General features: G+C 44.9%; 19 protein-coding genes and 3 tRNA genes. 10 read left to right on the forward strand and 12 right to left on the reverse strand.

The genetic code is table 11. The annotated features are described in order from the left end of the window. Nucleotides 1-238: 238 nt before the first annotated feature. From F967_RS12525 to F967_RS12550, 6 genes are read left to right on the forward strand one after another with little or no spacing between them, the layout of a single operon-like run. Entirely contained in the window at nt 239-3,082 is a 2,844-nt protein-coding gene (locus F967_RS12525; RefSeq protein WP_004800268.1) for a monovalent cation/H+ antiporter subunit A, read from the forward strand. Continuing rightward, nucleotides 3,083-3,451: a Na+/H+ antiporter subunit C gene (locus F967_RS12530; protein WP_004674421.1), complete on the forward strand. Its 369-nt coding sequence runs from the start codon at nt 3,083-3,085 to the stop codon at nt 3,449-3,451. Continuing rightward, nucleotides 3,451-5,262 (forward strand): monovalent cation/H+ antiporter subunit D, encoded by a 1,812-nt coding sequence (locus F967_RS12535; protein WP_004800270.1) that lies wholly within the window; start codon nt 3,451-3,453, stop codon nt 5,260-5,262. Before F967_RS12530 ends, F967_RS12535 begins: the two co-directional genes overlap by 1 nt. A gap of 1 nt (nt 5,263) precedes the next feature. Further along, complete coding sequence (locus F967_RS12540) at nt 5,264-5,791, forward strand: Na+/H+ antiporter subunit E (RefSeq protein ID WP_004800273.1); 528 nt, start codon at nt 5,264-5,266, stop codon at nt 5,789-5,791. Next, nucleotides 5,788-6,063: a monovalent cation/H+ antiporter subunit F gene (locus F967_RS12545; RefSeq protein ID WP_004680695.1), complete on the forward strand. Its 276-nt coding sequence runs from the start codon at nt 5,788-5,790 to the stop codon at nt 6,061-6,063. The genes F967_RS12540 and F967_RS12545 overlap by 4 nt, the downstream gene beginning before the upstream one ends. A gap of 11 nt (nt 6,064-6,074) precedes the next feature. Beyond that, the gene (locus F967_RS12550; RefSeq protein ID WP_004762278.1) at nt 6,075-6,455 is read left to right on the forward strand and encodes a Na+/H+ antiporter subunit G; all 381 of its coding nucleotides are present in this window, start codon (nt 6,075-6,077) and stop codon (nt 6,453-6,455) included. A 67-nt stretch (nt 6,456-6,522) separates the two neighbouring features. Here the strand turns inward: F967_RS12550 and F967_RS12555 are convergent, their stop codons facing one another. From F967_RS12555 to tpiA, 9 genes are all read right to left on the reverse strand, one after another. Beyond that, nucleotides 6,523-6,924 (reverse strand): ribosome-binding factor A, encoded by a 402-nt coding sequence (locus tag F967_RS12555; RefSeq protein ID WP_004680697.1) that lies wholly within the window; start codon nt 6,922-6,924, stop codon nt 6,523-6,525. Next, nucleotides 6,924-9,638 carry a translation initiation factor IF-2 gene (infB, locus tag F967_RS12560; protein ID WP_004762280.1) on the reverse strand — a complete coding sequence of 905 codons (2,715 nt, stop codon included), beginning with the start codon at nt 9,636-9,638 and terminating at the stop codon, nt 6,924-6,926. Before infB ends, F967_RS12555 begins: the two co-directional genes overlap by 1 nt. 10 nt (nt 9,639-9,648) lie before the next feature. After that, a complete protein-coding gene (gene nusA, locus F967_RS12565; RefSeq protein WP_004674409.1) occupies nt 9,649-11,133 on the reverse strand; it encodes a transcription termination factor NusA in 1,485 nt (494 codons plus the stop codon). Nucleotides 11,134-11,170: 37 nt separating this feature from the next. Next, nucleotides 11,171-11,695: a ribosome maturation factor RimP gene (rimP, locus tag F967_RS12570; RefSeq protein ID WP_004756290.1), complete on the reverse strand. Its 525-nt coding sequence runs from the start codon at nt 11,693-11,695 to the stop codon at nt 11,171-11,173. 203 nt (nt 11,696-11,898) lie between these two features. After that, nucleotides 11,899-11,975, reverse strand: a tRNA-Met gene (locus F967_RS12575). An 88-nt stretch (nt 11,976-12,063) separates the two neighbouring features. Then, nucleotides 12,064-12,140, reverse strand: a tRNA-Met gene (locus F967_RS12580). A 41-nt stretch (nt 12,141-12,181) separates the two neighbouring features. Continuing rightward, a tRNA-Leu gene (locus F967_RS12585) sits at nt 12,182-12,266 on the reverse strand. 57 nt (nt 12,267-12,323) lie between these two features. Then, nucleotides 12,324-12,653: a preprotein translocase subunit SecG gene (gene secG, locus F967_RS12590; protein ID WP_004674407.1), complete on the reverse strand. Its 330-nt coding sequence runs from the start codon at nt 12,651-12,653 to the stop codon at nt 12,324-12,326. Between the two features lie 12 nt (nt 12,654-12,665). Further along, entirely contained in the window at nt 12,666-13,457 is a 792-nt protein-coding gene (gene tpiA, locus F967_RS12595) for a triose-phosphate isomerase (protein ID WP_004756291.1), read from the reverse strand. A 362-nt stretch (nt 13,458-13,819) separates the two neighbouring features. On the opposite strand from tpiA, the gene pilB reads away from it, so the two are divergent. The 4 genes from pilB to coaE are packed head-to-tail and all read left to right on the forward strand — an operon-like array spanning nt 13,820 to nt 18,249. Next, complete coding sequence (gene pilB, locus F967_RS12600) at nt 13,820-15,532, forward strand: type IV-A pilus assembly ATPase PilB (RefSeq protein ID WP_004800277.1); 1,713 nt, start codon at nt 13,820-13,822, stop codon at nt 15,530-15,532. Nucleotides 15,533-15,555: 23 nt separating this feature from the next. After that, nucleotides 15,556-16,782 carry a type II secretion system F family protein gene (locus F967_RS12605; RefSeq protein WP_004762284.1) on the forward strand — a complete coding sequence of 409 codons (1,227 nt, stop codon included), beginning with the start codon at nt 15,556-15,558 and terminating at the stop codon, nt 16,780-16,782. Then, nucleotides 16,782-17,642 carry a prepilin peptidase gene (locus F967_RS14650; protein WP_004762285.1) on the forward strand — a complete coding sequence of 287 codons (861 nt, stop codon included), beginning with the start codon at nt 16,782-16,784 and terminating at the stop codon, nt 17,640-17,642. Before F967_RS12605 ends, F967_RS14650 begins: the two co-directional genes overlap by 1 nt. 1 nt (nt 17,643) lies before the next feature. Further along, the gene (gene coaE, locus F967_RS12615; protein ID WP_004762286.1) at nt 17,644-18,249 is read left to right on the forward strand and encodes a dephospho-CoA kinase; all 606 of its coding nucleotides are present in this window, start codon (nt 17,644-17,646) and stop codon (nt 18,247-18,249) included. On the opposite strand, the gene F967_RS12620 is transcribed toward coaE, so the two are convergent. The 3 genes from F967_RS12620 to F967_RS12630 form a co-directional block, all read right to left on the reverse strand. After that, on the reverse strand, nt 18,246-19,157 hold the full coding sequence (locus tag F967_RS12620; RefSeq protein WP_004762287.1) for a DMT family transporter: 912 nt from the start codon (nt 19,155-19,157) through the stop codon (nt 18,246-18,248). The two genes, coaE and F967_RS12620, sit on opposite strands and share 4 nt — an antisense overlap. 30 nt (nt 19,158-19,187) lie before the next feature. Continuing rightward, nucleotides 19,188-19,937: a 23S rRNA (guanosine(2251)-2'-O)-methyltransferase RlmB gene (gene rlmB / locus F967_RS12625; protein ID WP_004674395.1), complete on the reverse strand. Its 750-nt coding sequence runs from the start codon at nt 19,935-19,937 to the stop codon at nt 19,188-19,190. 119 nt (nt 19,938-20,056) lie between these two features. Further along, the gene (locus F967_RS12630; protein WP_004680708.1) at nt 20,057-20,383 is read right to left on the reverse strand and encodes a pyrimidine/purine nucleoside phosphorylase; all 327 of its coding nucleotides are present in this window, start codon (nt 20,381-20,383) and stop codon (nt 20,057-20,059) included. Nucleotides 20,384-20,599 lie beyond the last annotated feature (216 nt).

Raw genomic sequence — 20,599 nt, forward strand, 5'->3', positions numbered from 1 at the left:
CAGTATTGAAAATAATCCATCAACATGATATGTAACTTCATGTAATAACATCAGATTTTTATTGATATTTTATAGTAAAATAAATCTCATTTTTTATTTTCAAGTTGTGCAATACAACTTGTGACTGCCCCTGTTCACTTGATTGGGTTTCTGGATTTGAAGTTTTGGTATTCTCCTTGAGTGCCTGTGAATCCTGAAAGAAAGTTCATCCTTAGGTCTCCCGACCTAAATCATCAATATGGATACCAGTGTGCTACCGATTATTATCTTATTACCGCTCATACTCGGCACCACCCTTGTCTCACAACTGCAACGTATTTCACGGGGCGTGACGGCACTTGGGGCAATTGGCATCAGCCTGAGTTGTTTTATTTTACTTCTGATCCAGGCAGAAACGGTTCTTCAGGGCAATACTCTGCTGCAAAGCTGGGATTGGCTGCCACAACTGGGCATCAACCTGAGTTTTCGTCTGGATGCGCTCGGTTTATTGTTCGGCCTGCTGATTAGCGGTATCGGTACGCTCATTTATATTTATGCCTATTTCTACCTCAGTCCCAAAAACTCACTGAGTAAACTGTATTTGTTGCTGATGCTGTTTATGGCAGCCATGCTGGGCATCTCGCTTTCGAACAACCTGATCATTCTATTGGTGTTTTGGGAGCTGACCAGTATCTCCTCTTTCCTGTTGGTCGGTTATTGGAGCCAGTACGATGCCGCACAGCGTGGTGCGCGCATGGCCCTGACCCTTACAGGTATGGGCGGCCTTGCCATGCTGGGGGGCTTTGTGCTGCTTGGCCAGATTACGGGAACGTATGAAATTGATCAACTGGTGCTGATGAAAGATACCATCCAACAGCATCAACTGTTTGTACCCACTCTATTACTGATTTTGCTGGGTGCATTTACCAAAAGTGCGCAATTCCCATTCCACTTTTGGCTACCCAATGCAATGGCTGCACCCACCCCAGTTTCAGCCTATCTGCACTCTGCAACGATGGTAAAAGCGGGAATTTTCCTGCTGGCACGTTTAGCCCCAATTTTTATTGGTGCCGCGATGTACCACAACATTGTCACCTTTGTTGGTCTGTTTACGCTGTGTATGGCAGCAGGTTTTGCCATTTTTAAAGAAGATTTAAAAGGCTTATTGGCTTACTCCACCATCAGCCATTTGGGCCTGATTGTGTGTCTGCTTGGGATTGGCTCCCCGCTTGCGGTTGCGGCGGCCATTTTCCACATCATCAACCATGCCACCTTTAAGGCGGCACTCTTTATGATTGCAGGGATTATCGACCACGAAACAGGTACACGGGATTTACGCAAGCTTAGTGGGATTTGGGCACTGCTTCCATTTACGGGAACCTTGACCATGATCACCGCCGCCTCCATGGCGGGCGTGCCACTGACCAATGGCTTTATTTCCAAGGAGATGTTCTTTACCGAATTGCTGGCAAACCTGTCAGGCCCAGTGATGGTGATCTCGGCCATTGTGGCAACCTTGGCGGGAATCTTTGCGGTCAGCTATTCGATTCGTTTGGTACATGGCGTGTTTTTTGATGGTGTGGTAGGTAAAAACGTTCCAAACAAGAATGCCCATGAACCAGCACTTGGTATGCGACTGCCTGCAATTATCCTTGCGACTTTATGTATTCTGGTGGGTATTTTCCCTGCCCTGCTTGCGGGCACGCTGGTCAACAGTGTCACCAGAGCCAGCCTGATGCAGCCAAATTTTGAAGGTGTCCATCTTGCCATCTGGCATGGTTTTAATGCTCCTTTAGTCATGAGCCTGATTGCACTGGTTGGTGGAACGCTGTTCTATTTTGCCCTAGCCAAACAGGGGCGACTGCGTAAAATCGACCTTGATCCCTCGTTTGGACGCTTTCAGGGCCGAATTTTATTTGATTTATTCCTCAAACATTTGTTGCTCAACAGCCGCAAGATTAAGCAGGCGACTGAAAATGGCTCCTTGCAAAGCTACCTGCTCTGGATTGTGCTGTTTAGCATTTTCATGGTTGGCTTGCCACTGTTCAACCAAGGCTTAACCACAGGTACACGCGAACTGACCCATGCACCGTGGGTGGCAATTGTACTGTGGCTCACTCTGTTCTCTGGCTGCTGGATGATGCTCTGGTTTCACCATGAACGCATCAAGGCCGTGTTGATTAGTGGGGCAGTGGGTCTGGTGGTCACCATGGTATTCATTACCCTGTCAGCGCCAGACCTTGCCCTGACCCAAATCACGGTTGATGTGGTCACCACGGTTTTATTGCTGATGAGTTTGTCACTGTTGCCACAGCTCACCCCTTATGAATCCAGTCGTTCACGGCGCTGGCGCGATGCCAGTCTGGCCATTGCAGGTGGTTTGGGAATTGGCTGGATTACATGGATGATCCTGACCCGTGACCATAATTCAATTTCATGGTTCTTTATGCAACAGTCGATTCCTCTGGGTGGCGGCTCGAATGTGGTCAACGTCATCCTTGTGGATTTCCGTGGTTTCGATACTTTCGGTGAAATTATCGTTTTAGGCATTGCTGCCATTGGTGCACTCTGTTTGATGGATGGTATGCGTGCGCATGGCACCACCATGACCCAGGGCCTGACCTACCGCTTCAATCCATCCCCATTGATGTTACGTATCACCGCATCATGGGTACTGCCACTTGCGCTGGTGGTCAGCACCTATATTTTCATGCGTGGACACAACTATCCAGGTGGTGGTTTTATCGCGGGACTGATTACCGCGATGGCACTGATCATTCAATATATTGTGTTGGGTCAGGAACAGGCTGAACGTATGATTGGAGCTCGGTCTGGTCGTCTCTATGAAATCTGGATTGGTTCAGGATTGACCATTGCAGGATTGACAGGTATTGCGGCATGGTTCTGGTCACGTCCATTCCTGACCAGCGCGCACATTTATGTGGAACCCCCCTTACTGGGCAAAATGCATCTTGCCTCCGCCGCATCCTTTGATCTGGGGGTATATATCACAGTCGTCGGGGCGACCATGTTATTGATCTCGGTACTGGGAGACTCACGTCACTCCAGCATGTCTGGCCCTATTCCCAATGGAGACGAATAAATGATCAGCCTTGAATTTTTATTGGCTTCGGCAATTGGTCTACTCACCGCCACAGGGATTTACCTCATCCTGCGTGCCAGAACCTTTCCCGTGGTGCTTGGCCTTGCCATGATCGGCTATGCCGTGAACCTGTTCCTATTTGCGATGGGACGTTTACAGGTCAATGCTCCCGCCATTTTGACGGAAACCACCAAGGTCACCGACCCATTGCCACAGGCACTGGTTTTGACTGCAATCGTGATTGGATTTGCCACCACCGCCTTTGTTGTGCAACTGGCACTGCGCAGCCGTTATGAATCGGGAAATGATCATGTCGACTCCAAGGAAGAGCCGACCCTGACCTATGACCCACGTGAGGATGAGCCATAATGTTTGATTTGAATACTTTCTGGCAGACTCACACTCCAATCATCAGTATCCTGATTCCAGCATTGACCAGCTTTATGCTGTTGCTACTGGGTAACCCTGGGGCAGGTTCATTAAAACAGGACTGGCGACAACCCTGGCGGCGTAGCATCAGCCTGATTTCAGCAATTCTCGGTCTGCTGACCGCCATCAGTTACCTGATGATTGCCAGTACAGGACAGATTAGTGTTTACCAGCTCAGCGAATGGTCTGCCCCGTTTGGTATTGTACTGGTACTGGATCGCTTATCGGCCTTTATGCTGGTGCTGACCTATGCACTGGCCATTCCCGTAATCTGGTATGCCAGCGACAACTGGGACACCCGCGGACGCTATTTCCATACCATGTTCCACTTCCTGCTCATGGGAGTCTGTGGCGCATTCCTGACAGGTGACCTGTTTAACCTGTTTGTATTCTTTGAAATCCTGTTAATGGCCTCCTATGTACTGTTACTACATGGTCAGGGTCGTCAAAGATTCCAGTTGGGTATCCATTACGTCACCATCAACCTACTGGCATCCGCCCTGTTCCTGATTGGTCTGGGCATGATTTATGGCAGTGTTGGCAGCCTAAATATGGCAGATGTGGGTCGTATCCTGCCTACACTGGACGATGACCAGCACAAGCTGGCAATTGCAGGTGGCTTACTGCTGTTTGTAGTGTTTGGCATCAAGGCCGCAATGCTGCCTGTCGGATTCTGGCTGCCAAAGACCTATGCGGTTGCCAGCACACCTGTTGCCGCCCTATTTACCATTATGACCAAGGTTGGGATTTATGCGATTTTACGTGTTAATGGTACCGTGTTTGACGATGCTATGGCACAAAGCATTTTTAAGAATACCCTATTGCTGATTGGCTTAATCACTTCCATTTATGGGGTGATTGGTGCAATTGCTGCAGAACGGCTACGTCGTTTTGTGGGCTTTATGGTACTGTCATCTGTGGGTACATTGCTGATCGCGATTGCCATGTTCAACACGCAGGCATGGTCAGCAGCCTTGTATTACCTGGTGCATAGCACGTTGATTGCAGCGGCATTTTATTTGTTCTGTGGCTGGATCACCGCTCAACGGGGCACGTTCAAGGATCACCTGAAAGTTGCACCCAAAATCAAGAATGAGAAGGCGGCGGCACTGACCTATTTCCTGATTGCGATGATGATGGCAGGTTTACCGCCATTTAGCGGCTTTCTGGGGAAGGTCTTTATTTTACAGGCCACCGCTGAAACTGCCTATCAGGGTTGGATTATTGCTATTATCCTGATCGTTAGCCTACTCAGTATTTTGGCATTCACTCGGGTGGGGTTTATTCTGTTCTGGCGTGCTAGCCCTCCCGAGATGAACCCGAATGAGGCTGCCTACACGGCATATCAGGCTTTGCCCGAATCTGCTCCAAATCGTAATGATAAAGCCATCTATATCATTCTGGCGGGACTGATGGGCTACGTTGTGTTTGCGGCTCCGATCTACAACTATACAGTATCCACCGCACAGCAAATCCAGAACCATGCGCTCTACAATCAGGCCATTTTAAAAACAGATGCACAGGGTCGTGTGATCAGCGTACAGCCTTATGATCCAGCCTATCTGCCTGAAACTAAATATGGCGGCGAAGTTGAAGACCACAATGCCGTGCTGATTCCCGATGTTATTTCCAAAGCAACCCTACAGGGTGAGCATATCTCGGAATACAAGCAGCGCCAGATTGCTGAACAAACACTGGATATGCCGACAATTCCAAATTCAACCCAGTTAAAGCCAATGGAGGAACACTGACATGCAAAAAATAAGCTTGCTCGACCGTTGGTTCCCCCATCCCTTTGTGTCATTTCTGGTGTTTCTGAGCTGGCTGATGCTATCGCACAGTGTGAACGCGACTGACATTTTAATGGCGCTGTTACTGGCGATTGTGATTCCCCGTCTGGTACGTCCCTTTATTGCCAGAACCCCTCACATTCACTGGCTACCTGCGATCAGGCTGGTGTTTGTGGTACTGTGGGATATCATTGTTTCAAATTTTCGTGTTGCCAAACTGGTGCTGGGTCCACTGGATCAGTTGCATCCCAAATGGTATCGCGTGCCACTGGAAACGGAACATGAACAGATCAACACCTTGCTGGCGATGATCATTACCACTACTCCTGGAACTGTTTCAGCAGGGATTGATCAGGAACGGGGGGATATCCTCGTTCACGCACTCAGCACAGATGATACCGAGCTGGATATTCAGGATATTAAAAAGCGCTATGAAATGCCTTTGATTGAAATCTTTGATGTAAAGCTGAACAAGGGAGCAAGTAAATGACGATTTTACCGTATGCGCTGGGTATTGGTCTAATTGCCATTACCCTCTCCATGTTCCTTTGCCTCATCCGCCTGATTATTGGCCCGTCTGTGATTGACCGTCTGCTCGCATTGGATACACTGTTCCTCAATGCCACCTGTTTGGTTGTGGTGCTGGGTATTTACTGGGTCAGCAACAATATGTTTGAGGGTGCCCTATTGGTTGCAATGCTTGGCTTTGTATCCACAGCCGCACTTGCCCGTTACTTCACCACTGGACATGTGATTGATTAAGGAGAGTGGTTATGCAAATAATTTTTGAGATTATCATTTCGTTCTTTTTGATCTTTGGTGCATTTTTCATGCTCGTAGGTTCCATCGGAATGATTCGCTTACCCGACTTATTTATGCGTCTGCATGCACCGACTAAATCAAGTACGCTAGGCTTAGGAAGTTTTTTAATTGCAGCTATGATATTTGGAGCGACTCAAGGTCGTTTCGGTTTTGCTGAATTATTGATTACTTTATTTGCCTTTATTACTGCTCCAGTATCTGCAAATTTAATGGCACAAGCCGCAATTCATTTACGTTTGCGTTCAACCAGTGGTGATGTTCCAGAAGCTTTAAATCGTCCGCTACCATGGCAACGTTACCATCGTAATACAGAAAAGAAAGACCAACTATAGTTGGTCTTTTTTAATAACATTATTCATCCATAAAGAAAGCCACCCGAAGGTGGCTTTCTTTTAGAACTTATTCTTTATCGTCTTGCCCTTGTTGAGGCAGATCTTTCACAGCTTCAGCAATCAGACCAAACATATAGTTACCATAGGCATTGGTTTTATCGTAATGGAAACGCAATCTTGGCGTAATACGTGTCTTGATACGACGGCTCAACTCATGACGCAAAAAACCAGAAGCCTTATTCAATACATCTAAAGTTTCTTTATTTGCGACTTCACTTTGCTCATCACCAAGTTCACGTCCCATCACAGTGACATAAACTTCAGCATAACCCATGTCTGCACTGACTTTCACCGCAGAGATGGTCACTAGACCACCTAAGCGAGGATCTTTAAGCTCTTGACGGATCAGCTCAGACAACTCACGTTGTACTGAATCCGCCATGCGCTTTAAGCGTTGGCTACCCGCCATTAAAGACTCCGTTTAATCAATTGAACATCATAGACTTCGATCTTGTCTTTAACTTTGATGTCTTTATAGCCTTTGACTGCAAGTCCACATTCCATACCAGCACGAACTTCTTCAACCACTTCTTTATAACGACGAAGAGATTCAAGTTCACCTTGGAATACCACCACGTCATCACGTAATACGCGAATCGGTTTATTACGGTGCAATACACCTTCAAGCACCATACAGCCAGCTGCTGCACCAAACTTACTTGAATGGAACACTTCACGTACTTCTGCAACACCCAGAATTGTTTCACGGTGTTCAGGTGCAAGCTTACCACTCATTGCAGCTTTTACATCATCAATTAAATGATAGATCACGCTGTAATAACGAATATCGATGCCATCCTGATCAGATTTTTGACGGGCCGTATTGTCTGCACGCACGTTGAAACCTAACAACACTGCTTCTGAAGATTCAGCTAGCGTTACATCTGACTCAGTGATTGCACCAACACCTGAACCAATGATACGGACTTTCACTTCATCAGTAGAAAGTTCATCAAGTGCAACATGTAATGCTTCTAAAGTACCGCGCACATCAGTTTTGAGTACAACATTCACATAAGGAACATCTTTTTTACCCATAGACGCCATGATGTTTTCAAGACGCATTGCACTTGCACGCTCTAAACGCTTATGACGTTCACGGTCTGAACGAGCATCAGCAACTTCACGCGCTTTCTTCTCGTCATTCACGACAAGTACTTCATCGCCCGCCATTGGTGCATCAGGTAAACCTAAGATTTCAACTGGAATCGAAGGGCCTGCTGACGTAATACGCTTACCGTTTTCATCAACCATCGCACGTACACGACCATAAGAGGAACCAGCAAGAACCAGATCACCAATATTCAAGGTACCATTTTGTACAAGAATTGACGTTACTGCACCGCGACCTTTGTCAACACGCGCTTCAATCACCACACCTTGTGCTGCACCTTCTGCTGAAGCTTTAAGCTCCATCAGTTCAGACTGAATCAAGATCAAGTCAAGTAGTTCATCAATTCCCGCACCAGAGTGTGCCGAAACTTTTGCAATCGGAACATCACCGCCCCACTCCTCAGGCACAATACCTTTAGTGGTCAATTCATTTAATACACGATCTGGATCCGCTGATTCTTTATCCATCTTGTTGATGGCAACAATAATCGGTGTACCTGCTGCACGCGCATGGTCAATTGCTTCAGCAGTTTGTGGCATCACACCATCATCAGCCGCAACCACGAGAACCACGATATCAGTCGCTTTTGCACCACGTGCACGCATTGATGTAAACGCCGCGTGTCCTGGTGTGTCGAGGAAAGTAATAATGCCTTTCTCAGTTTCAACGTGATATGCACCGATATGCTGGGTAATACCACCCGCTTCACCCGCTGCCACCTTAGAGCGACGGATACGGTCCAGTAACGATGTTTTACCATGGTCAACGTGACCCATGATCGTTACCACTGGTGGACGAGTAGTTTGCTCACCACGCGCCTCTTCAGCCGCAACCAGCAAGTTATCTTCTGCCTGCGTATCAGAAACAAGAACAGGGTTATGCCCTAGTTCCTCAACCACAAGAACTGCTGTATCCTGTTCAATGGCCTGGTTCTGAGTCACAAGCTCACCCATCTTCATCAGGGTCTTGATGACTTCACGAACCTTAACCGCCATTTTTTGTGCAAGATCGGCAACGATGATCTTCTCACCAATCTCTACATCATAAATCTGTTTCTTAACAGGCTTTTCAAAACCATGTTTGTTTGACTGGCTGGTTTTCAAGCCACGCTTATGATGGCTCTTGCTAAAGCTCTGCTCTGCCTGGGCATCACCACCACGGCCACCTTTCTTGCTTGCACGTGGATTTGCAGTTGCACCGCCACGCTTGATTTCACGGTCTTCCTTATTGAAAGAATCTTCATACGCCTGACCAACAAGTCCAGCGGCTAAAGGTGAATCATCAATCACACGAATGGTTGTGGTTGCATCATCATTTGAATATTTCGAAGCCATCTGGCGCATTTGCTCCAGCGTACGCTTCTGCGCCTCTTCCGCAGCTTTACGACGTACAGCTTCCTCAGTCGCCTTTAACTTGGCTGCTTCTGCTTCACGGGCTTTTTTCTGTTCAGGTGTTTCTGTTGGCTTAACAACAGGTGCTTTAATCACCTTGTCACTACCCCGTTTTTTCACCACAACTGCGGTTTTTGCAGGAGCTTGTGAAGCACTTTCAGAAGTATGTGCTGCACGCATGGCTTCCAAAGTCGCATTGGTTTTTTGTTCACCATGAATACGAGCTTTGCTATCTGCTTCTTCACGCCCTTTTTGCTCAGCACGGGCTTTCGCCTCAGCTTCAGCACGTGCTTTGGCTTCCGCAGCGATCTGCTCTGGATTTGGCTTGGCAAAAACCTGCTTTTTACGCACCTCAACATTGATACTTTTTGCTTTACCCGAAGTACTGGTGACTTTGGCTGTATGGGTTGTTGTACGTTTCAACGCAATTTTTCCTGTGTTACCACCGCCCTGACCATGTACTTTTTTCAGGTGATTAACCAAAGTATCCTGCTGTTCAGTGGTAATAATGTCATCTGCTTTACGCTGTGGTAGACCTGCATCGCGAACCTGTTCCAGGAGTTTCTCTACAGGACGTTCTACGCTGAGCGCTAACTCTTGAATCGACTTGTCCGTCATCTATTATCTCCTAGTTAAACCATGATTCACGTGCTTTCATGATTAATTGACCTGCTTTGTCATGGCCCAAGCCTTCGATATCTGAAATATCATCAGTCGCTTGGTCCGCCAAGTCATCAATCGTAACCACACCACGCGCCGCCAATGCATAGGCAATCTCGGTGGTCATACCATCCATACCGAGAAGTTCCGCACTTGGCTCTTGAATATTTTCCTGCTGTTTTAACGCATCGGTTAAAGCAGCCTCTTTTGCACGGCTTTGCAGCAATTCGACCAAATCAGCCTCAAGCTCGATTTCATCAAATGTCTCAGCTGGCACATAGGCAATTTCTTCCAGAGCAGTGAAGCCCATTTCGACCAAAGCCATAGCCAAATCTTCTTCAATATCGAGACGGGACATAAACATATCCAGATATTGCTGTGCCTCATTTTGCTGACGAGCACGATACTCTTCTTCCAGCATCATGTCGAGTTTATAACCCGTTAATTCCGATGCCAAACGAACATTTTGCCCCTGCGAACCAATGGCACGCGCCAACTGGTCATTGGTGGCGAAAATGATATCCGCACTGTGTGCATCTTCATCAAGGACGATTCCAGATACATCAGCTGGTTCCAATGCGCTTGCGATATATTGCGCTGGGTCATCAGACCACACCACAACATCAATACGCTCACCATTCAACTCCTGCTGTACCGCCTGGATACGTGTACCACGCATCCCAATACAAGCACCCACAGGGTCAATACGATGGTCATTGGTTTTCACTGCAATTTTAGCACGAACACCTGGCTGACGCGCTGCCGCCTTAATTTCAATGATTTCTTCAGAAATTTCTGGAATTTCTTTCTTCATCAGGGCAATCAGCATTTCAGGACGTGCACGTGACAATAATAATTGCGCACCACGACCTTCACGGTTGACGCTATACAAAATGGCATTAATACGTTGTTTAGGACGTAAAATCTCTTTATGAATGGTTTCTTCACGTGCCAAATACGCTTCAGCATTGTCACCAAGGTCAATGATAAAGCCATCTTTGGTTTGCTTTTTCACTTCACCATAAATCAGCTCGCCCACTTTCGACTCATAAGCATCTGCAACCAATGCACGCTCTGCCTCACGAATCTTTTGCACAATCACCTGCTTGGCAATTTGCGCTGCAATACGACCGAATTCAATCGATTCAACTTCCAGCTCACGCACATCGCCAATTGACCACTTCGATGGGTCTACATCAGAGATGGCATCCTGACATGCAGGCATTTCATGATCTTCATCCGCAACGACAGTCCATTGACGGAACGTGCGGTAATCGCCTGTTTTACGATCAATCTCAACTCGAAGCTGAGCTTCTTCCGAATGTGTGCCGTCGTAAAACTTTTTCTTCGTTGCCGCAACCAGCGCTTGCTCTAGGGCTTGGAAGATTGCTTCACGACTAACACCTTTTTCATTACTAACCGTTTCTACAACGGTAAGAATTTCACGGCCCATAAGTCACCTACCGATTTCTTATACAATTAAGTTAATATTAGTCTTGATAGATTAAGTTTGCTTTATCAATATTATTACTATCGATTTCAAGCATATGCCTAGCATCCACTTCAACCTGGATCATTTCATTTTCCAGATCAACGGAAAGCAGTTTTGCCTGAAATTTACGACGGTTCTCAACGGCAGCAATGAGTCGTAAAGCGACCTGGTGCCCAATATACCCAGACATTTGTGACAACTGAAAGAATGGACGGTCCCAACCTGGTGAGGATACTTCCAGGGCATACTCACCTGAAATTGGATCATGAACATCAAGCATTGCACCAACCTGTTGCGTCACGCGAACACAGTCTTCAACACCAATGCCACGCCCTTGTTCAACCTCACCCTCTTCATTCAGGACAGGTTCAGCACTCTCATCAATCGGTTTATCAATAAAAATGCGTAATAAAGAACGTTTACCTTGTGGCAGGAACTCAATCCCCCATAAATCTACACCACAGGCAGCCACAGCTGGTGCGATAAGATCATATAATGCTTGAGATTTATTTGATAATTTCATTTACTCTCGTTGCTCTCATGCGAGCCAATCAATCCCGTATAGTGAAGCATGATGTTCTTGATCACGCCATACGACTCATATCGACACTACACGACAGCCAAACAACCAATAAAAAAGGGCGTAAATCGCCCCTATTTTACACAGAAAAGCATTGCCCACTGTGCAAAAAGGCCCACCTTACTGTGAGCCTCCTTTAAGAAACTTGGTAGCGGGAGCTGGATTTGAACCAACGACCTTCGGGTTATGAGCCCGACGAGCTACCAGACTGCTCCATCCCGCATCAACGTGCAAAAAGTATATACAAATATAAAAAAAAGTCAATTGAAGTTTTCTTTACATTTGCCTGATTAAGTTGCACCTTAATCAAATGGTAGCGGGAGCTGGATTTGAACCAACGACCTTCGGGTTATGAGCCCGACGAGCTACCAGACTGCTCCATCCCGCATCAACAATCACTGCAACACCAAACTTACTGGTTATTAAGCTTGGTGCGGAAGGGGGGACTTGAACCCCCACGCCCGAAAGCACTACCACCTCAAGGTAGCGTGTCTACCAATTCCACCACCACCGCAGCTTTCTGGGACGCATTCTATTCCTTTAAATCCCAAAAGGAAAGGATTAATTCGACTTATTCTGTCGTTTTCGGTGCATTTGATGAAGTTTCAGGCGATGTTGTAGGAACAGACGTTGAACTTTGCACAGTTTTTAAACTATAAGCATCTATGGTCTGTTTTTTCGCAAAAACCGCCAGGGTTAAACTAGTGACGAAAAACAATGCAGTAAAGATCGCAGTTAAACGGGTCAGGAAATTTCCCGCCCCAGATGCACCAAATACTGTTGCCGCACCACCGCCACCGAATGACGCGCCTGCTTCCGCACCCTTACCTTGTTGTACCAAAACCAATGCAATAATCAAGATTGCTAAAATGATATGTACAACGAGTATAAAACTATACATTTCTATTCCCCGTTACTTATTTTGTGCAAATGCTTTTGCAATTTGGTAAAAAGATTGTGCGTTGAGTGATGCACCACCCACCAAGGCACCATTAATATCTGGACATGCCGCCAATTCAGCCGCATTTTCAGGCTTAACACTGCCACCATACAAGATCGCCATTTGCGCACCTACAGGTGTAATTTGCTTTAGCCCCTCACGGATTTTTGCATGCATGGTTTGGGCATCTGCTGGTGACGCAGTTTTTCCCGTACCAATCGCCCAGATCGGCTCATAAGCAACCACAATATTTTGCCACTGTTCAGGCTTCACCACTGAGGCGATATCACAGATTTGTTGCAATACCACTTGCTCAGCCAGTCCCTGCTCACGCTGCTCAAGGCTTTCACCCACACAGTAAATCACATTGAGACCAGCATTCAACGCATTATACAATTTTGACTGAAGTGTTTCGACACCATCACCAAATAATTCACGACGCTCGGAATGGCCAACCAAAACAAAATCAATTTGGCTATCCTTGAGCAATTCTGCACTCACTTCACCTGTATACGCACCCGTTCCCGCTACACGCGATACATCCTGAGCCACCGTGTAAATTGTCCGAACCGCATCCTTGAGCTGTGCCTGAATACTTGTAAGCGCAATTGCAATCGGTGCCATACCAATATGGCATTGCTCAGGCAAAATATTGTCCTGTTGTAATAGCCGTTTAAATTCTTCTATTAATTGAAGAGCGTCAGCATGCATTGGATTCATTTTCCAATTGCCAACAACCCAAGGGGTAATGGTCGGACTCGACATACTTTGGTCTACTGCTAATTTGTAAAAAATGCTGCATATTTTACACGGATTTTTATAAAATTCAGTTTTTTTATCTGGTTTAACCTGATAACCACTGTACAGTTGTTTGTAAAAATTAATGTTATAAGGGAATAGCATTCTATTTATTTGAAAGTAGGTCATTTCCTGACGGATTTTATTATTTCCATTTTTAGGTAATTATCTTGGTTTTAGAAAATTAATTTGTAAAAAATTCGATCAGTTCAACGTTTTAGATATGAATCAAGTCAAAAACGACACTTTCTCCAGTAGTATTTTTACGCAACAAAAGTATAATTTTGTAAGATAGCTATTATAAACATTTATTGTCACAAGGCGGACAGATGTCAGGATTACATACGTCTCCAAAATTTTCAGGGTTCATTCGGCGTTTAGTCGAAGAGGGGCATTTGTCTGCATCAAACATGCAGAATGCCATTGATGCGGCAAAAAAGGCCCAACAGGATATTGTGGCTCATTTGATCGAACAACATCGTCTTTCTCCACTTACCATTGCAGAAAGTATTTCTCATGAATTCGATGAGCCTCTTTTTGACCTTGCTGTATATGATACAGCCTTATTACCCAAAGATTTAACAGACAACAAGCTGATACAAAAACATCGTGTTGTTCCGTTAATACAACGTGGACAAATTTTGTATGTTGCTACGAGCAATCCAACCAATATTGATTCATTAGATGCCATTCGCTTTAACACCAAACTTAATATTGAACCGATTATTGTTGAACATAACAAGCTTGAGAAACTGATTGAACAACAGTTTGGTGACAGTGGTAGCTTTGATTTCGGTGATAGTGAAGATTTTGACCTAGATGTGGATGTCGTGACAGACACACCTAAAGATGATGATGAACCTGCCCAAGGAGAGGAGTCTCCGATTGTAAAATATATCAATAAATTATTGATTGATGCGATTCGGATGGGTGCATCAGACTTACATTTTGAACCGTATGAAAAAATGTATCGAGTACGATACCGCGTGGATGGTGTATTACGCCAGATTGCTACCCCACCTTTACAAATGGCAACGCGCTTGGCTTCTCGTTTAAAAGTGATGTCCCAAATGGATATCTCTGAAAAAAGAATGCCTCAAGATGGTCGTATTAAACTTAAATTGTCAAAAACCAAAGCGATTGATTTCCGTGTCAACTCTTTACCCACGCTATTTGGGGAAAAATTAGTACTTCGTATTTTGGATCCATCAAGTGCTATGCTCGGCATTGAAGCATTAGGCTATGAAGATAACCAGAAAGCATTATTCATGGAAGCACTTGAAAAGCCTCAAGGAATGCTACTGATTACAGGTCCAACAGGTTCTGGTAAAACTGTATCGCTATATACTGGTCTAAATATTCTAAACACTGAAGATACCAATATTTCAACAGCAGAAGACCCTGTGGAAATTAACTTGGAAGGCATTAATCAGGTCAACGTGAATCCAAAGACAGGATTGACTTTCTCTGCTGCATTAAAGGCTTTCTTACGTCAAGACCCTGATGTAATTATGGTCGGTGAGATTCGTGATTTAGAAACAGCCGAAATCGCAATTAAAGCAGCGCAAACAGGCCACATGGTGATGTCAACACTGCATACCAACAGTGCGCCAGAAACTTTAACCCGTTTACGCAACATGGGTGTACCTTCGTTTAATATCGCAACATCAGTTAATCTTGTTATCGCGCAACGCTTGGCACGTCGCTTATGTTCACAATGTAAAGCACCCGTAGATGTACCTAAACAAAGTCTTTTAGAGCTAGGTTTTACTGAACAAGACTTGGCCAATCCAGATTTACAGATATTTCAACCTGTAGGCTGTAGTGAATGCAGGGAAGGCTACAAGGGCCGTGTCGGTATTTATGAAGTCATGAAAGTAACGCCAGAAATATCCAGAATCATTATGGAAGATGGTAATGCCCTAGAAATTGCGGCGGCCTCGGAAAAAGCGGGATTCAACAATTTACGACGTTCGGGTTTGAAAAAAGTGATACAGGGGATTACATCCCTACAGGAAGTCAACCGAGTCACCAGTGAATAAAATCAATAAAAAGGATTACAATCATGGCAGCTAAAAAAGCGCAAATGATGCCTACTTTTGCTTATGACGGAGTAGACCGTAAAGGGGCAAAAATTAAAGGGGAATTACCAGCTCGTAACATGGCTTTAGCTAAAGTCACTTTACGAAAACAAGGCGTGACCATCAAGAATATTCGGGAAAAACGTAAAAACATTCTCGAAGGATTAATGAAAAAGAAAGTCACCACACTAGATATCACCATCTTTACCCGCCAATTAGCGACTATGATGAAAGCTGGTGTGCCATTAGTGCAAGGTTTTGAAATCGTTGCCGAAGGCCTGGAAAATCCTGCCATGCGCGAAGTAGTGTTGGGGATTAAGGGTGAAGTAGAAGGGGGGAATACTTTTGCAGGCGCCCTGAAAAAATATCCTCAGTATTTTGACAACCTCTTTTGTTCCTTAGTTGAATCTGGTGAACAATCAGGTGCCCTTGAAACCATGCTGGATCGTGTAGCGATATATAAAGAAAAAAGTGAACTGCTTAAACAAAAAATTAAAAAAGCCATGAAATATCCAGCCACAGTCATTGTGGTTGCAGTGGTCGTAACCATTATTCTAATGGTCAAAGTGGTTCCTGTTTTCCAGGATCTGTTTAGTTCCTTTGGTGCAGACCTGCCTGCTTTTACCCAAATGGTCGTGAATATGTCCAAGTGGATGCAGGAATACTGGTTTATTCTTATCATCGTGATTGGCGCAATTATTACCGCTTTTCTTGAGGCAAAGAAACGTAGCAAGAAGTTTCGTGACCTTTTAGATAAAATGGCACTCAAGGCACCTATTTTTGGTGATTTAGTATATAAAGCCATTATTGCCCGCTATAGTCGAACTTTGGCAACCACATTTGCGGCTGGTGTCCCTCTTATAGATGCACTTGAATCAACTGCTGGTGCAACCAATAATGTGATCTATGAAGAAGCAGTGATGAAAATCCGTGAAGATGTCGCCACAGGCCAGCAATTACAATTTGCGATGCGGGTGTCCAATCGCTTCCCATCTATGGCGATTCAAATGGTCGCGATTGGTGAAGAGTCAGGGGCCTTGGATAGTATGCTAGACAAAGTGGCGACCCACTATGAAAATGAAGTGGATAATGCGGTCGATGGCTTAACCTCAATGATGGAACCATTGATTATGGCTATTTTAGGCGTACTTGTTGGTGGTCTTGTCATTGCCATGTATCTGCCAATCTTCCAAATGGGTTCTGTGGTCTAATGCAACAATCACTCTCTTATTTTATCGAGAACCCAACTGCACTGTACCTAGCAGTTGGGCTTTTGAGTCTATGTATTGGTAGTTTTCTCAACGTTGTCATTTTTCGTACGCCAAAAATGATGGAGCAAGAATGGCATCAGGAATGCCAAATGCTGCTTCATCCAGAGCAACCACTTATTGATCAAAGTAAGTTAACATTAAGCCAACCTGCCTCAACCTGTCCTCAATGTAAATCCCCTATTCGCTGGTATCAGAATATACCGATCATCAGTTGGATCATTCTTCGTGGCAAATGTGGTTCTTGCCAGAATCCAATTAGTATTCGCTATCCATTAATTGAACTTCTCACCATGGTTTGTTCATTAATCGTTGTAGCAGTATTTGGTGCAACCATTCAGATGCTCTTTGGTTTAGTCCTCACATGGGCATTGATCACACTCACTTTTATTGATTTCGATACGCAATTGTTACCAGACCGTTTTACGCTTCCTTTGGCAGCACTAGGTTTGGGAATTAACAGTTTTGCAATTTATACAACTGCCACGTCAGCGATTTGGGGTTATTTGATTGGTTTCCTCTGTCTATGGGTCGTTTACTATCTTTTTAAATTGGTGACTGGTAAAGAAGGTATGGGATATGGTGACTTTAAGTTGCTTGCTGCCCTGGGTGCCTGGATGGGGCCTATGATGCTTCCGCTTGTTGTGCTGCTTTCCTCAGTCGTGGGTGCCATTATTGGTATTATTCTCATGAAAATACGTGGTGAAAATCAGCCCTTTGCCTTTGGTCCCTATATCGCCATTGCAGGCTGGATCGCATTTTTATGGGGTGATCAAATTATGAAAGTCTATTTAGGTGGTTAATATGCGCTTTATCTTGGGCATTACAGGCGGGATTGGCAGTGGTAAGTCAGCCGCCACGCAATGGTTTGAATCCCAAGGTATTCGCGTCATTGATGCTGATGTTGTTGCGAGGGAAATTGTTGAACCAGGCCAGCCAACGTTACAGAAAATTCAACAGCTATTTGGCGACTGGGTGTTACTGGAAGATGGTCATCTAGACCGCCGCGCATTACGTGAACATATTTTTCAGTTCCCAGAGGCTCGTCACAGTTTAGAACAAATCACCCACCCTGCTATTCGCCAATCCATTATCCAGCAGTTACAGCAGACAGAAAGCCCTTACGTGATTCTGGTTTCACCCCTGCTCTTTGAAACCAACCAGCATGAACTGGTTCAACACACTCTGTTGATTGATGCAGATGAACAAACCCAGTTACAACGTGCCAGCCAGCGTGATGGGCAAACTGAAGAACAAATACGAAAGATTATTGCAGCTCAAATGCCCCGTACTCAAAAACAACAGCTCGCCAATGATGTTGTACTCAACGATGGACTACTTGAACATCTGCACAAACAACTCAAACCATTGCACCTAAATTATTTACAGCGGGCTGAGCAGATCGGCTAATCCTGTTTCTGTTGAGACAACTGGGCCGTTAATGCATCTTTACGGAACCAGCGCCATGGTTGTAAAGCGCCAATACCCATACCCACTAATCCACACATAATCGCTGGACTCAAAGGTTCATTTAACAGAGGTACAGCAATGATAGCAGCAATAAATGGCGCCAAGGTCACAATGCTTCCCGTTTTAAATGCACCCAAACGTTCAATTGCGGCAACATAGGTCAGGGTTGCAATAATCACCACCAAAACACCATGAAATACACCCTGTACCAGCAAATGGACAGGCTCTGCTTCCTGAAAATGTTTAGGAATAAACAGGATATAGATCGGTAAATAAATCAGTGCTGACCAAATGGCCACACTTGCCATCGAATGCCAGGCTGATAATTTCCATTGTTTTAACAATACAGTGAAGATGCCCCACCAAACCGCACTCAGAAAAAAGAGAATATCGCCAAGGCCAAAAGCAGAAGCCTGCTCATGCAACATCAGGTAGCTCATCAATGCCAGAGCACTCAACATAATGCTGAGACTGAGCCAGGTATGTTTATCAAAAGGCTGTTTAAACAATAAATAAGCAGCTACGGCAGTACACAGTGGAATACAACCATTGAGAAAAATTGCGGCATGCGCTGCTGGTGCATGTAAAAAAGCAGTATAAACCGTTAGACAGTAGGCCAGCCCGCCAGTTAAGGCTAAAATGACTGGACGTGGATGCCATAAGAAAGCTAAATCTTTTTTATACACCAGCACAGGCATGAGAATGATAAAAGCAATCGCAAAACGCATTGCCACCAAGTCCCAGGCACTGACATGCCAGTGCAGATTTAAACGGGAGAGAATGGTAAAACCGCCCCAGATGCACATGGTGATACAAACGAACAGATAGCCTTGCGTGCGAGCAGTCATTTTTAATTACATTGACGATAATTGTGTGAATTATACAGCATTACGCTGTCGGCATGCCTCATAAAGTGCCATCCCTGTCGCCACACTGACGTTTAAACTTTGTAAATCACCAGACATCGGGATATAAACGGTTTGGTCACATTGCGACTGGGTTATAGGCCTTAATCCTGTATCTTCCGCCCCCATCACAATCACCACTGGACCGTTAAAATCACATTGCTGAATTGGCAATGCTTTTTCATCTAGCATTGTGCCAATAACACGCATATGTGTTGTTTCTTTGAGATGCGCCAATGTTCGAGCTAAGTTAGTCACTTGAATAAACTTAACTTTTTCCGCCCCACCTGCGGCAACCTTACGTGCTGTCGGGGTTAAGCTTGCTGAACGGTCACGCGGTACAATCACGGCTTGCACCCCCATTGCAGCAGCAGTACGAATACAAGCCCCTAGATTATGCGGATCAGTGACTTGATCCAATGCCAACAATAAAGCATCAGGTGATTGCTGCATTAACTGATCCAAATCTTTTTCATTTAAAGTTGGATGTGGTCGAACTGCAGCAACTACACCTTGGTGAAATGGCAGACCTGCCAGTTTTTCGAGACTGTCTCGGCTGGCTTTCTGTACACTAATCCCAAAAGGTTCAGCCAACTGCAAAATCTTTTGTAGACGCTGATCATCACGCCCTTTCAGGGTGAATAAGGTCAAAACTCGTTCAGGCTCCAGCTCCAGCAATGACTCCACTGAATGAACGCCATAATAATATTCAGGTTTTGCCATGAACGACCTCTTTAAGAAAGCGGAATATAAAAGGAGATTTCATAAAAATAAAAATCCTGCAAAATGACTTTTACAGGATTTCCATTAAATCTAGTGTACCCGATTTAGACGCGAATAGGTTAGCCTTCTAAATGGCAAACGTAATCAAGGACTTCATCCGTCTCAATGTCAAACTTGCTATTGCCTGGCACATAGAAAGACTGCCCCGCACGGAACAACTCACTTTCAGTGCTGTCGGCGATTTTAACCCGACATTCACCCGAAATGATCTCCATACGCTCTGGCACATGGGTCGCAAAGGTTAAAGGCTGCTCAGTGGGTAGAATCACACCTAAAGTCTTTTTTGTACCGTCTTCAAACTGTACTGTATGACTGATACATGCCCCACCAAAATACACATTCGATTTTTTGATGACCGTTACATGATCAAACTGCACTGAACTCATGCGTACTCTCCAAATAATGCCGCATTTATATTAGATTATGCTGGACGTAGTTTAATTGTGCCATCGCAACTAATCAATCCATTTCCTTATGCAAAACTAGCAATTTTTATTCCCATATTTAGTCCCTGTTGATTTTATTTTTTTAATATTGCCAAGCGTAATTCACTCTTGTCGCTAGGATAAAACTTCTTTATCTTTAAGCAAAATATTCTGTGC

Origin of the sequence: Acinetobacter sp. CIP 102637 (assembly GCF_000368425.1) — a bacterium.
Classification (GTDB): Bacteria; Pseudomonadota; Gammaproteobacteria; order Pseudomonadales; family Moraxellaceae; genus Acinetobacter; species Acinetobacter parvus.

Coding starts and splice junctions, on each gene's coding strand:
- F967_RS12525 (WP_004800268.1), top strand. CDS start 239: ATGGATACCAGTGTGCTACCGATTATTATCTTATTACCGCTCATACTC.
- F967_RS12530 (WP_004674421.1), top strand. CDS start 3,083: ATGATCAGCCTTGAATTTTTATTGGCTTCGGCAATTGGTCTACTCACC.
- F967_RS12535 (WP_004800270.1), top strand. CDS start 3,451: ATGTTTGATTTGAATACTTTCTGGCAGACTCACACTCCAATCATCAGT.
- F967_RS12540 (WP_004800273.1), top strand. CDS start 5,264: ATGCAAAAAATAAGCTTGCTCGACCGTTGGTTCCCCCATCCCTTTGTG.
- F967_RS12545 (WP_004680695.1), top strand. CDS start 5,788: ATGACGATTTTACCGTATGCGCTGGGTATTGGTCTAATTGCCATTACC.
- F967_RS12550 (WP_004762278.1), top strand. CDS start 6,075: ATGCAAATAATTTTTGAGATTATCATTTCGTTCTTTTTGATCTTTGGT.
- F967_RS12555 (WP_004680697.1), bottom strand. CDS start 6,924: ATGGCGGGTAGCCAACGCTTAAAGCGCATGGCGGATTCAGTACAACGT.
- infB (WP_004762280.1), bottom strand. CDS start 9,638: ATGACGGACAAGTCGATTCAAGAGTTAGCGCTCAGCGTAGAACGTCCT.
- nusA (WP_004674409.1), bottom strand. CDS start 11,133: ATGGGCCGTGAAATTCTTACCGTTGTAGAAACGGTTAGTAATGAAAAA.
- rimP (WP_004756290.1), bottom strand. CDS start 11,695: ATGAAATTATCAAATAAATCTCAAGCATTATATGATCTTATCGCACCA.
- secG (WP_004674407.1), bottom strand. CDS start 12,653: ATGTATAGTTTTATACTCGTTGTACATATCATTTTAGCAATCTTGATT.
- tpiA (WP_004756291.1), bottom strand. CDS start 13,457: ATGTCGAGTCCGACCATTACCCCTTGGGTTGTTGGCAATTGGAAAATG.
- pilB (WP_004800277.1), top strand. CDS start 13,820: ATGTCAGGATTACATACGTCTCCAAAATTTTCAGGGTTCATTCGGCGT.
- F967_RS12605 (WP_004762284.1), top strand. CDS start 15,556: ATGGCAGCTAAAAAAGCGCAAATGATGCCTACTTTTGCTTATGACGGA.
- F967_RS14650 (WP_004762285.1), top strand. CDS start 16,782: ATGCAACAATCACTCTCTTATTTTATCGAGAACCCAACTGCACTGTAC.
- coaE (WP_004762286.1), top strand. CDS start 17,644: ATGCGCTTTATCTTGGGCATTACAGGCGGGATTGGCAGTGGTAAGTCA.
- F967_RS12620 (WP_004762287.1), bottom strand. CDS start 19,157: ATGACTGCTCGCACGCAAGGCTATCTGTTCGTTTGTATCACCATGTGC.
- rlmB (WP_004674395.1), bottom strand. CDS start 19,937: ATGGCAAAACCTGAATATTATTATGGCGTTCATTCAGTGGAGTCATTG.
- F967_RS12630 (WP_004680708.1), bottom strand. CDS start 20,383: ATGAGTTCAGTGCAGTTTGATCATGTAACGGTCATCAAAAAATCGAAT.